Annotated in this window: 10 protein-coding genes and 2 tRNA genes; 5 read left to right on the top strand and 7 right to left on the bottom strand. The window is 35.3% G+C overall.

Features of this window, described 5'->3' with window-relative positions:
- Positions 1 to 40: 40 nt before the first annotated feature.
- The 3 genes from rpsT to BN2628_RS10400 all read right to left on the bottom strand — a co-directional run bounded on the left by rpsT (position 41) and on the right by BN2628_RS10400 (position 2,886).
- Positions 41 to 292, bottom strand: a complete 252-nt coding sequence (rpsT, locus tag BN2628_RS10415) for a 30S ribosomal protein S20 (RefSeq protein WP_021931617.1) — start codon at positions 290 to 292, stop codon at positions 41 to 43.
- Positions 293 to 661: 369 nt separating this feature from the next.
- Entirely contained in the window at positions 662 to 2,617 is a 1,956-nt protein-coding gene (gyrB, locus tag BN2628_RS10405; RefSeq protein WP_044230375.1) for a DNA topoisomerase (ATP-hydrolyzing) subunit B, read from the bottom strand.
- A 197-nt stretch (positions 2,618 to 2,814) separates the two neighbouring features.
- Positions 2,815 to 2,886: transfer RNA gene (locus tag BN2628_RS10400), tRNA-Glu, on the bottom strand.
- A 276-nt stretch (positions 2,887 to 3,162) separates the two neighbouring features.
- Here BN2628_RS10400 and recO point away from each other — a divergent pair.
- Both recO and BN2628_RS10390 read left to right on the top strand, forming a co-directional pair.
- Entirely contained in the window at positions 3,163 to 3,888 is a 726-nt protein-coding gene (gene recO / locus BN2628_RS10395) for a DNA repair protein RecO (RefSeq protein WP_044230377.1), read from the top strand.
- 53 nt (positions 3,889 to 3,941) lie between these two features.
- Positions 3,942 to 4,013, top strand: a tRNA-Arg gene (locus tag BN2628_RS10390).
- A 107-nt stretch (positions 4,014 to 4,120) separates the two neighbouring features.
- On the opposite strand, the gene secDF is transcribed toward BN2628_RS10390, so the two are convergent.
- On the bottom strand, positions 4,121 to 7,135 hold the full coding sequence (gene secDF, locus BN2628_RS10385; protein ID WP_044230378.1) for a protein translocase subunit SecDF: 3,015 nt from the start codon (positions 7,133 to 7,135) through the stop codon (positions 4,121 to 4,123).
- Positions 7,136 to 7,344: 209 nt separating this feature from the next.
- Here secDF and BN2628_RS10380 point away from each other — a divergent pair, with 209 nt between their 5' ends.
- From BN2628_RS10380 to BN2628_RS10370, 3 genes are read left to right on the top strand one after another with little or no spacing between them, the layout of a single operon-like run.
- A complete protein-coding gene (locus BN2628_RS10380) occupies positions 7,345 to 9,240 on the top strand; it encodes an Ig-like domain-containing domain (protein WP_044230437.1) in 1,896 nt (631 codons plus the stop codon).
- Complete coding sequence (locus BN2628_RS10375; RefSeq protein ID WP_082002311.1) at positions 9,173 to 10,042, top strand: DUF3108 domain-containing protein; 870 nt, start codon at positions 9,173 to 9,175, stop codon at positions 10,040 to 10,042. Before BN2628_RS10380 ends, BN2628_RS10375 begins: the two co-directional genes overlap by 68 nt.
- Before the next feature lie 13 nt (positions 10,043 to 10,055).
- Positions 10,056 to 10,454 carry a PaaI family thioesterase gene (locus BN2628_RS10370; RefSeq protein WP_044230382.1) on the top strand — a complete coding sequence of 133 codons (399 nt, stop codon included), beginning with the start codon at positions 10,056 to 10,058 and terminating at the stop codon, positions 10,452 to 10,454.
- A 156-nt stretch (positions 10,455 to 10,610) separates the two neighbouring features.
- On the opposite strand, the gene cysS is transcribed toward BN2628_RS10370, so the two are convergent.
- The 3 genes from cysS to BN2628_RS10355 form a co-directional block, all read right to left on the bottom strand.
- A complete protein-coding gene (cysS, locus tag BN2628_RS10365; protein WP_055097183.1) occupies positions 10,611 to 12,089 on the bottom strand; it encodes a cysteine--tRNA ligase in 1,479 nt (492 codons plus the stop codon).
- A gap of 64 nt (positions 12,090 to 12,153) precedes the next feature.
- Complete coding sequence (locus tag BN2628_RS10360; RefSeq protein ID WP_044230386.1) at positions 12,154 to 12,636, bottom strand: pyridoxamine 5'-phosphate oxidase family protein; 483 nt, start codon at positions 12,634 to 12,636, stop codon at positions 12,154 to 12,156.
- Positions 12,637 to 12,646: 10 nt separating this feature from the next.
- Positions 12,647 to 12,952 (bottom strand): DUF3467 domain-containing protein, encoded by a 306-nt coding sequence (locus BN2628_RS10355; RefSeq protein ID WP_021931605.1) that lies wholly within the window; start codon positions 12,950 to 12,952, stop codon positions 12,647 to 12,649.
- Positions 12,953 to 12,955 lie beyond the last annotated feature (3 nt).

The raw sequence follows: 12,955 nt of genomic DNA, 5'->3' as shown, positions 1-12,955 counted from the left end.
GATAGAACTTATATGAGTCCTATCGGATATTCTAATCTAATTAAAGCTTGTTGATATATAATGCTAATTTAGATTTTAGATTGCTTGCTTTGTTTTTGTGAATAACATTCTTCTTTGCTAACTTATCGAGCATTGAGCTAACTTTCACATATAAAGCTGCAGCATCATCTTTAACAGTAGTAGCACGCAATTTTCTCACTGCATTTCTTGCAGTCTTTGCATAGTATCTGTTTCGCAATTTTTTAGCTTGCGCTTGTCTGATTCTTTTGATAGATGATTTGTGATTTGCCATTCGACTAATCTCCTTATATTTTTATTAATTTTATTTNATTTTGGTTTTATTTTTGTCTTTTTTTCCCATATATTTATTGTTAGTGTATAATGCTCGAAGATAATCGGGCAAAGAGATTATTTTATAAATAAGCTTTTACAAAGTAAGTGATATTTTTGAGAAATCTTTTATGGAAAATGGGAAAACTTCTCTGTATTATAGAGAAATGTGTGGTTGAAATCTGTTATTGTAAATTTGTATAAATCTTTATACCTGATATTATTTACTGCTTTTTTTCTGTTATTTTTTCGAATATTGAGTCCTATAAAAGGAAAGGCATTTCTGAACTCAGAAATGCCTTTCCTTTTATAGGAATGAAAAATGTACTTGTTAAGCATCCACATTTGCATAATTTGCATTTTCTTCAATAAATTCACGACGTGGGCCGACGTCTTCACCCATTAACATTGAGAAAATGCGATCAGCTTCAGCTGCGTTTTCTATTGTTACTTGATGCAAAATTCTATTTTCGGGATCCATCGTTGTCTCCCAAAGCTGGTGTGCATTCATTTCTCCCAAACCTTTATAACGTTGTGTATGAATTTGGTTTTCACTGCCATTTCCATATTTTAAAATAAATTGTTGTCGTTGCTCGTCTGTCCAACAATATTCTTCGACTTTTCCTTTTTTACAAAGATATAGAGGTGGAGTAGCCAGATATAAATATCCGTTTTCTATAAGAGGACGCATATGCCTGAAGAAGAAAGTCATAATTAATGTCGCTATATGACTCCCGTCGACGTCGGCATCGGTCATTATAATAATTTTATGATAACGTAGCTTGGAGATGTTTGCTTCTTTTGTGTCATCTTCTGTCCCAATGGTTACTCCTAATGCTGTATATATATTGCGAATTTCTTGGCTTTCAAGGACTTTATGATGCATGGCCTTTTCTACATTTAGAATTTTACCGCGCAATGGTAAAATAGCTTGAAAAGCACGGTCACGTCCTTGTTTCGCTGTTCCACCAGCAGAATCCCCTTCGACCAAGAATATTTCACAATCCTCTGGGGTTCGTTTTGAGCAATCAGCTAATTTTCCGGGTAAGCCACCTCCTGATAGTGGTGATTTGCGTTGTACCATTTCTCTGGCATGACGGGCGGCATGACGGGCAGTTGCTGCTAAGATAACTTTCTCGACAATTGCTTTTGCCGGTTTGGGATTTTCTTCCAGATAATTGCGTAAGGCTTCACTTACAGCTACGTCTACAGCTCCGATTACTTCATTATTTCCTAATTTAGTTTTGGTTTGTCCTTCGAATTGAGGCTCCATGACTTTTACTGAAATAACAGCGGTAAGGCCTTCTCTAAAATCATCACTGCTAATCTCTACTTTTACTTTTTCGAGCATTTTAGAGTCTTCGGCATATTTTTTCAATGTACGGGTTAATCCACGCCGGAATCCAGCTAAATGAGTTCCACCTTCTATGGTGTTGATATTGTTTACGTAAGAGTAGATGTTTTCATTGTATGAAGTGTTGTACGTCATAGCGACTTCTACAGGAACACCTTGTTTTTCTGTATTGATATGTATAATATCTTCTATAAGATGTTCTTTGGAGCTGTCGATATATCGAACGAATTCTTTTAGGCCTTCGATGGAATAAAATTCTTCCTTTTTGTATTCTCCATTTTCTTTTTTCTCTCGTTTATCAGTTAAGGACAGATAAATGCCTGCATTCAGAAATGCTAAATCCCGTAAACGAGAGGCTAAAATATTTGCTTGGTAAACTACATCAGAAAAAATATCACCGTCGGGTTTGAATGTGATTGTTGTCCCAGTTTCGGTTGTTGTTCCGATGATCTCAACGTCATGAAGCGGTTTCCCACAAGAATATTCTTGCATGTATATTTTCCCGTTTCTTTTTATTTCTGCTCGGAGATAAGTTGATAATGCATTTACGCACGATACACCTACACCATGTAACCCTCCCGATACTTTATAAGAGCCTTTGTCAAATTTACCTCCGGCATGAAGTACAGTTAATACAACTTCAAGAGCAGATTTATGCTCTTTTTCATGCATATCGACCGGAATACCTCGTCCATTATCTACAACTGTGATAGAATTATCTTCATTGATGAATACGTCGATGTGAGTGGCATATCCGGCAAGTGCCTCATCAATAGAGTTGTCAACTACTTCATAAACTAAATGATGCAAACCTTTTACGCCGATGTCGCCGATATACATGGCCGGACGTTTTCTTACCGCTTCGAGACCTTCAAGCACTTGGATGCTGTCGGCAGAGTACGAAGCGTTGTTAGCCTTTTGTTCTTCTGACATATTTTTTTTGTATGTTTTTGTTTTTTAAACTGATAGATGAATCTGATGCAGAATGAGCAATCGAATTCAAGAATAAACAAAGTTAGCAAAAAAACTCGGATAGATAAAATCTGATGAATAGATTTTCGTTAAAATAACCTGCTAGAAAAATAAAATATAAAATGAAAAAGCACTAAGAAAAATCTTAATGCTTAAAGTAGCCCATAGGGGAATCGAACCCCTCTTTCAAGAATGAAAATCTTGCGTCCTAGCCGATAGACGAATGGGCCTTCTTCGAAAAGTCTATAATTATCTCTTATAGGTTTTCTCAAATGCGAGTGCAAATATAGAGCTGTTTTTTTAATTGACAAAATATTTGATAAAAAAATATGCCTAAACGGTATCTTTTTATGCATTTCCGTTATGTTTTGCCATATATATTGCCTTGCTAAAGCTGCATGACCTCTTTTTAGTTATCATTTTGACTCTTTGATAAGAATAAATATTAATCTCTTTCCATTTTGATATTATACAAAAACATTATTTTTGTGCTAAATTATCGTAGGATGCTGGATAAAACAACTGGAATTGTTTTAAGTATAACGGCTTATAATGATAAGGCGTCATTGGTTCATGTTTATACAGAAAAATATGGGCGAATTACCTATGCATTACCTTTACAACAAGGTAAAAAGAGCCGTCTTATGAGGACATTGCTTTCTCCATTTGCTATTTTATATATTGACGGAGAAATTAAGCCAAGGCAAGATATTCAGCGCATTAAGGATGTTCAGACCGCTGTCCCTGTATCTCGATTACATTATGATCCAATAAAAAATGCAATTACGCTTTTTCTTGCCGAGTTTCTCTCGAAAGTTATTCGTGAGCCTGAACCTAATAATTCTTTTTTTAGATTTTTGTTACAATCAATACAATTACTTAATTTGATGGAGGATGGAAAGGCTAATTTCCATATTTGCTTTCTTATCGAATTGACTGGTTATATGGGGTTTTATCCCAATATTTCCGGATATAAAAAAGGTGATTTTTTTGATTTGATAAATGGAGTTTTTTCTGCTGTTCGTCCCAATCATTCTTATTTTTTATCTTCGATGGAAGCTAGAGTATTTTATAAAATAATGAGAATGAATTATAATAATTTGCATTTGTTCCAGTTTAATCGAGGAGAACGATCTGAAATTTTAGACTATATAATAACTTACTTTAAATTGCATCATGCTGGATTTCAGGAGTTGAAATCTTTGGATGTATTGAAAGCCCTCTTTGATTAATTCTGATTTGGCTACATGAAGATTTTATTGTATTTTTGTATCAAAATATAAAAGTCTTTGTAGTTCAATGGATAGAACGAAAGTTTCCTAAACTTTAGATCCGGGTTCGATTCCCGGCGAAGATACAAAAAAGCTGTAATGATTATCATTACAGCTTTTTTGTATCTTATAAATGAAGAGAGCCAGAGATTATAATCTCTGGCTCTCTTCATTTATAAGATAGTTCACTAACTTACTTTTTTAAGGATGCAGCTTCTTGTGCTTGTTCCTTTTTTTGTTTGCGGCTTTGTAATTCATAAGCAATGGGGACAGCCATGAAGAGTGTGGAAAGAGTACCTATAATTACACCTAATAGCATGGCGAATGTAAAGCTACGGATTGTATCTCCTCCTAATACAAAGATACATATCAAAACAATTGCCGTACTCAATGATGTACTGATAGTACGAGATAATGTACTATTTAGAGCATCGTTAATGACGATAAATTTGTCTCGTTTTGGATAAATATTGGCAACTTCTCGAACACGGTCAAATACAACAACTTTATCATTTACTGAGTATCCAATCACTGTTAGAATAGCAGCAATAAAAGATTGATCGATTTCCATGGAGAATGGTAAGATTCCATAGAATATGGAATAGAAGCCGATGATAATGACAGTATCGAATGCCAATGCAACTAAGGTTCCTACACTAAACGAGATGTCTCGGAATCGTAATAAAATGTAAAGAGCAATAGCGATAAGGGAGAATAATACTGCCCAGAATGCTGCAATTTTAATATCATCAGCAATACTTGGTCCCACTTTTTGGGTACTCATGATATGCTGGTCTTTAAATTGAGCTTGAGATTCATCTCCAATTAAATTGCCGTTTTTGATTGAGCGATATATCTTACCTTCGATTTCTTCGTCAATTCCATCGGAGCTATCCATAATTTTGTAATTGGTAGAGATGCGAACTTGGTTGTCACTACCAATTGTGATTACGGATAAAGTGCTTCCTTCAAATTCCGGTTTTAGCAAGTTTGCAATTTCTTGAGTATTTACAGTCTTGTCAAAACGAACTACATAGTTACGACCTCCAGTGAATTCAATGCCTTGATTCAATCCTTTGGTCGCAAATGAGATAGCTCCAATTACTACTAATATTCCTGCTACAATGTATCCGATTTTGCGTTTTCCAAGGAAATTGATATTTGGATGAGCCAATAAATTCTTTGTCAAAGAAGTCGTAAATGTTAAGTTCTTGAACCATCCTTTTTCAAGACCTTTTTCAAATACTAAACGCGTTAGGAATACGGCTGTAAAGAATGACATAATAATACCGATAATCAATGTGGTTGCAAAGCCCTTGATAGGTCCTGTTCCGAAAAAGAATAGGATAATACCGGTAATAACAGATGTCAAGTTTGAGTCAAAGATTGCAGAGAATGCATTTTTGTAACCGTCGGTAATTGCTGATTTTAGATTTTTGCCTAACCGGAGTTCTTCTTTTGATCTTTCAAAGATAAGTACATTTGCATCCACGGCCATACCTAATGATAATACTAACCCTGCAATACCTGAAAGTGTAAGTACAGCTTGGAATGATGCCAATACTCCTAAAGTAAAGAACATATTACAGATAAGTCCTCCATTGGCAATCAATCCTGGTACTACACCATATACGCTGATCATGTAAACCATTAACAATATAAGTGCGAAAATGAATGACATGATACCGCTTTGTATAGCTTCTTGTCCTAATGACGGACCGATAATATCTTCTTGTACAATTTTGACAGAAGCTGCCATTTTACCGGATTTCAGTACATTAGCTAAGTCTTTTGCTTCTTCTGGAGTGAAATTTCCAGATATTTGTGAACTACCTCCTGATATTTCTGTATTTACTACAGGGAAAGAATACACTTGATTGTCAAGGACAATAGCGATACATTTTCCAATATTTTCACGAGTAAGTTGTTCCCATATTTTGGACCCTTCAGCATTCATCGTCATGCTTACAACGGCTGAGTTAGTTGTACGGTCAAAATCTTCCCGGGCGTCGGTAATAACGTCTCCTTCCAATGGGGGGCGACCTCCATTCGTCGCTTTTAATGCTACTAATTGATAATATTGTTCTTTTTCGTCAATTGCTTTCACTGTCCATTTGAACATGATATTGGCAGGTAACAATTCACGAACTTGAGGTATTTGCAAATAATGGTTGACTGCCGCTGTATCGGAATAATGCGCTATTCCGACTGCAGGACTTTGACTGACTGCACCCTGTTGGGAAACGTTGAGTTGCAACTTGGCGAATAATGGATTCTGTTTTTTCCAAGTTTCAATTCTTTGCTGGTCGCTTTCTGTCTTATTTAATTCTTTTTTGATTTTCTGAGCAACACTATCTTGAACATTAGTTGGATTTTGTGCTAAAGTTGTACTGTCAACGCTTGCTGTGGTATTTTTTACTACGGATGTGCTATCTGTTGTAAGATTTTCTGCTTGAGCAATGATATCATTTGCTGCAGCCAATTGATTGTAGAACTCACTTAAGTTATAAGTTTCCCAGAATTCAAGGTTAGCACTTCCTTGCAGGAGTTTTCTAACACGTTCAGGCTCTTTTACACCGGGAAGTTCGACTAAGATACGTCCGTCTTTTTCCAAACGTTGAATATTAGGAGCGACAACCCCGAAACGGTCTATACGCGTACGAAGAACGTTGAACGAATTGTCGATAGCGTCATCCAACTCGGAACGAAGAACTTTGAGTACTTCATCATTTGTTGCATTTGGTGTAATCTTATCTTTTAATTGATACGTGCTAAAAATAGCTGCTAAACGGACATTCGGGTCCAGTTTTCTATACTCATTGTAAAATGCTGATAAGAAATCTTTGTTTTCGGCTTGGTTAGCTGTTGCGATAGCTAAAGCTTTGTTGAAATTGGGGTCGAGGTTATTGTTCGAAAGAGATTTGAGAACGTCTGCTACAGAAATCTGTAAAGTTACATTCATACCACCTTTTAAATCTAGACCGAGGCCAATTTCCATTTCACGGCACTGTTTAAAGGTATAATACCATAAATACACTTTTTCAGTCGAAATAGAGTCCATGTATTGGGCATACTTCGTGCTATCTCCGTTTGCGTATTCTTCCGCTTTATTCGTCTGATATCGGGTCACCAGAGAGAATGACAGGTAAAATAAGCATACTAGCGTAAGTAATACCGCAAAAACTCTAATAAATCCTTTGTTTTGCATAAGATTATTACTTTATGATTTTTATTTAATTTGATTATCGCATTTTTAATAAGGTGCAAATATATGTTTTTTTTCAATTCGGCTAACAAAATGTTTGATTAATTTGTGTTTGTTATTATTATTCAAGGGCAGAAAAGATGCTTTTGCGACTTTTAATACTTCTTTTTTGTATCTTTACGGTCATTAATTTACAGAATAAAGTTATAAAGATGCGAAAAGAAAGAGATTCGATATATATTCCGATAATTTTAGTATTGGTACTAGCCGGAGGCTTTATATCATCATGTGCGAATATGGCACGGCCTGGTGGGGGGCCAAAGGATGAGACACCTCCAGTATTTGTAAAAAGCGATCCTTTGCCGAATCAAATAAATGTAAAGAAGAATAAAATAGAAATAGAATTCGACGAGATTGTTTTGGTGGAAAAGGCGACGGAGAAGGTGGTTGTTTCTCCTCCACAAAAGGAGATGCCGCTTATTCGTACTTCTGGGAGAAAAGTGATTGTAGAATTAAAAGATTCTTTGAGACCGAATACTACATATACAATAGATTTTGCAGATGCAATAGTTGATAACAATGAGAAAAATGTTTTAGAAAATTTTAGTTTTGCTTTTTCTACGGGGCCAATTATTGATACATTACAGGTTTCTGGTATATTATTAAATGCAGAAAATCTGGAACCGGTGACGGGCATGCTGGTAGGATTGCATTCGAATCTTAATGATTCGGCTTTTACTAAAACTCCATTTGAGCGTATTGCTTCTTCTGATGCTCGTGGTTATTTTTCGATACAAAATGTCTCTCCCGGAACATACCGTATATATGCATTGAAAGATTTAAATCGGGATTACCGATTTGATAATGCGACAGAAGATATAGCTTTTACAGATGTAACTGTAGTGCCATCAGTGGAAACCGTGATACGGCCAGATACAATTTGGACTGATAGTGTGACTATAGACACTATAATGATGAATCAGGTAGTTCTTTACCATCCTGATAATATCTTATTGAAATCTTTTAATGAAAATTTTAAAAATCATTATTTGGAAAAAAGCGAGCGTCTTTCTCCTCAAAAAATGTCTTTATATTTTTCAGCTCCAAATGACACTTTGCCAAAAATGAAACCTCTTAATTTTGATAGTGAAGATTGGGCATATGTAGAGTCGAATATAACAAACGATACAATACATTATTGGTTGAAAGATTCATTATTATATAAACGTGATACATTGGTATTTGAATCATATTATATGCGTACCGATAGTTTAAGAAAATTATCGATGTATACGGATACGCTTAAAATGATTTATCGACGTAAAAAGACTGTGGTAAAAGAAAGACGGAAAAAAGATGAAAAAGAGACTCCGGCAATTGAATTTTTGAAGCTTTCGGCAATAGTGCCGTCTTCATTAAATGTATATGATTTTTTACGGTTTGAATATGCAGAACCAGTAGATACCATAGACCGGAATGCTATCCATTTAGAAATAAAGAACGACACATTATGGAATCCAGTTGAGTTTACATTTAATCGGGATTCTGTAAAGATGCGTATGTATTTATTGAAGCATAAGTGGAGACCGGGAGAAGAATATAGGATTTCAATAGATTCGTTGGCTGGATTGAGTGTATATGGAACTCCAACAGATAAGTTTTCTCAGACATTTAAAGTGAGAGCATTAGAAGAATATTCTAATTTGTATTTGGCTACACAAGGAGTAACAGATTCGGCGTTTGTGGAGCTATTGAACAGCAATGATACTCCAGTTCGAAAGGTCCCTGTTGTGGATGGAGGTGCAGAATTCTTGTATCTTGATCCAGGGACTTATTATGCTCGTTTGGTAATTGATAAGAATGGTAATGGAAAGTTTGATACTGGGAATTATGCAGAAAAAAGACAGCCTGAGGATGTTTACTATTATCCTAAAGCATTAAAATTGAAAGCAAATTGGGATGTAGAACAAGATTGGGATGTATTTGCTTTACCATTGGAACAACAGAAACCTCGAGCTATTGTAAAAAATAAACCTAAAGATGAGAAGGCTGCAGATGAAACAGATGAAGGATCTTCTGAAAATGATATGCCGTTTAGTAATCAGTAATATGGTATGGAGAGTAGAGAAGGTTTGTGCCGGATGTGCTCTGCTAATACTCTCTTTTTCGATGACGGTCTGGTCCCAGCAGTTAACGACAGATAATGCACATTGGGGAGAAGAAAATTTATCATATGATGTAATTTACCAATGGGGTTTTATTTGGAAAAAGGCGGCAAGTGCCCGCTTAATATTGAAACCTGTGGTTATCAATGATGTATCATGTTATAAGTCTCAAATGGATGCTCGAACTTTAGCTTTTGCTGACCGTATTTTTCGGGTAAGAGATACATTAGTTTCTGTTATGAGGCGTAGAGATTTACGACCATTGTATTATGCCAAAATTTCTGATGAAGATAAAACATATCGAAAAGATGAAGTAAAATATAAATATGAAAAGGGGGCAGAAGGCTGTGTGGGCGAAATTACATTATATCGTCCAAAACGTAATGCTATTGAACATTATACTGTTCCGTCGAGCAAGCTGACATATGATATGTTGAGCGTATTTTACTATTTGAGAACAATCGACTTTCCAGTAACTCCTATGTATCAACGATTTAATTTAAATATATTTTCAGGGAATCATATAGAATATTTATCGATTGAATTTATGGGGCGAACGATTTTAAAGTTGAGAAATAAGGAATTTCCTGCATTTCGCCTCAAACTTCACTTTTCGACGGATGAGGGTGAAAATGAAAGTGATAATATTACAGCGTGGATAAGTGATGATAATCGTAGAATACCGTTACAGGTGGAAGGAAAACTTGCTATTGGTTCTTTAAAAGCTATTTATGCCGGAAATTGAAAGATGAAAAAAGATGGATTATGTAGATTTTTTTAAAAAAGACCATTTTGCTATGGATGCGGGGATAGAGCTAAAAGAAGCGAAACCTGGATATGCTGTAGCATGTGTGAATGTTATAGAAAAACATTTAAATGCAGGGGGAGTAGTTCAGGGGGGACTTCTTTTTACTTTAGCAGATTTGGCTATAGCTGCTGCAGCAAATGCTCATGGGTTACTTGCTTTTTCGATACAGTCAGATATCCGCTTTTTGTCGAGTGGGTATTTGAATGATATATTGACAGCAACAGCGACCGAAATTCTTTTGCATAAAACTGTTTGTCATTATAGGGTAGAAATAAAAAATCAGTCGGATGTACTGATTGCTGTTTGTGATGGAATATGTTACCGGAAAAACGTGACGAATGGACTGTAGATGTTATGTAATAATAAAAGGGGAAATCTTTGAAGGAACCCTTTATGTGAAGAAATAGTGAGCTCTTTATAAACGATGTTTCATCTACAAAAATAACCGTCTTATCTATATTATTATAAGAGCGGTTATTTTTGTAAATAAATTCATTATAACTTTTTATTTATTCAATTTCCATTCGAAACCATCTTTAGTATCTTTTATTTCAAAACCAATTTCTGTAAGCTTGTTTCGAATGAAGTCTGATGTAGCCCAGTCTTTTTTGGCTTTGGCATCTTTACGGACATCCAGCAATACATTTATAGCTTGTTTATATGCTTCGGTGGAAGAGGAATCTATATTGCTTTTTTCTGATTTGATTCCTAATATATCAAACATAAATATCTTGAATGTATCTTTCAGCTTATTCAAGTCTTTACTGTTTAATGTAGCATTACCAGTTGAGACTGTATTGATAATACGAACACCTTCAAATAAGTGAGATATTACTATCGGGCTACTCAAATCATCATTTATGGCTTCATAACATCTTGATTTTAAATCAGGTACTTCGATAGAGCTATTTTCTGCTGGAATAATTTTGTTCAGATTTTCCCATCCATCTAATAGTCGTTGTAAAGCTTTTTCTGAAGCTTGTAACGCTTCATTGCTGAAATCGACTGTACTGCGATAATGAGCTTGAAGAATAAAAAATCGAATAGTCATTGGACTGTATGCCTGAGATAAAAGAGGGTGATTCCCAGTAAAAAATTGTTCGAGAGTGATAAAGTTGCCTAATGATTTTCCCATTTTCTGCCCATTGATAGTAATCATATTGTTATGCATCCAATAATGCACGGTTTCTTTACCTTGTGCTGCTACCGATTGGGCTATTTCACACTCGTGATGAGGAAATAGTAGGTCCATTCCACCGCCATGTATATCAAATTCCTCTCCTAAATATTTAGTACCCATAGCTGAACATTCGAGATGCCAACCGGGAAATCCATCACTCCAAGGTGAGGGCCATCGCATGATGTGTTCTGGTGAAGCTTTTTTCCATAGAGCAAAGTCAAAACTGTTTCGTTTTTCTTGTTGTCCATCTAATTCACGGGTAGTATTTAATAACTCATCTATATTACGTCCTGATAATTTGCCGTAGTGATAGTCTTTATTGTATTTTTCTACATCGAAATAAACAGATCCATTGCTTTCATATGCATAACCGGCGTCAAGTATTTTTTTTATGTATTCTATTTGTTCAATAATGTGTCCTGAAGCGTGAGGTTCTATGCTGGGAGGTAAAACGTTCAACGCCTCCATTGCTTTGTGGTATCGGTTAAGGTAGTATTGAACAACCTCCATTGGTTCTAGCTTTTCAAGCCGGGCTTTTTTCGCAACTTTATCTTCTCCTTCATCTGCGTCATTTTCAAGGTGTCCAACGTCTGTAATATTTCGTACATATCTTACTTTGTAACCGGTGTGTTGTAAATAACGAAACAAGAGATCAAATGTTATGGCCGGGCGAGCATGTCCTAGATGAGCATCTCCATAAACTGTTGGTCCACATACGTACATGCCTACATATGGGGGATTAATGGGCTTAAATATTTCTTTTTTTCGTGAAAGAGTATTATAAATAGTTAGTTTATTTTCCATAATTGTACGGATTTGTCTATTATCATGCAAAGGTAATATAAATATATAAAACTTTCTTGTATCGTTAGAAATTGCGATTCCGTATCGAATTTCCAAATGACTTACAAGTTATCTCATCGGGTAATAGTTTTAATATTCGTACATTATTTACTGCTGGGGCACTATAGCTAAATTTTTTGTCTGTATAGTGTTCCATTAAGATATTCAGAGCTTCTACTTTCTCTTCATAATTTTCGACAAAAGCAATTGTACCTTTACATATTACACTTTTAGATACCATACTATAACTACATGCTACATTGGGATGTTGGTAAATCAGGTTTTCTCCAGAATTAAAAGTGAGGCATACCTTCTTATTCTTGTTTAGTAGTTGGATTTTTTTTCCGTCTGGTCCCGAATGCAGATAAAATATGTTGTTTTTGTATCCAAAATTCATAGGTACGACATAAGGACTTTGGTCATTATCTATCATGCCCAAATAACATACCTTACATTGATTTATAATAGTTTCTATCTGAGACTTTTCTTCAATAGTAAATGTTTTCATCTTTTTTTATTTAAGCTTCTCCGCCTGGAGCCATGAAAGGCGGCATGTTATTATTATTGTCATTCATACGAATAGGTCCGAATTGCTTTTCATATTTCAGAATATTTTCTTCTATAGCAAACATTAATCTTTTGGCGTGCTCAGGAGTTAAAATAATTCGTGATTTTACAGGAGCTTTAGGTACCCCAGGCATAAGACGAACGAAGTCGACGACAAATTCGGAAGAAGAATGTGAAATAATAGCTAAATTGGAGTAAATGCCTTCTGCTATTTCAGGTGTAAGCTCGATTTGCATTTCGTTGTTTTCATTTTTCATATT

Origin of the sequence: Gabonia massiliensis (assembly GCF_001403595.1) — a bacterium.
Lineage (GTDB): Bacteria > Bacteroidota > Bacteroidia > Bacteroidales > Coprobacteraceae > Coprobacter > Coprobacter secundus.
The sequence above is the reverse complement of the archived record's forward strand: the minus strand, read 5'-3'. Positions and strand labels throughout refer to the sequence as shown.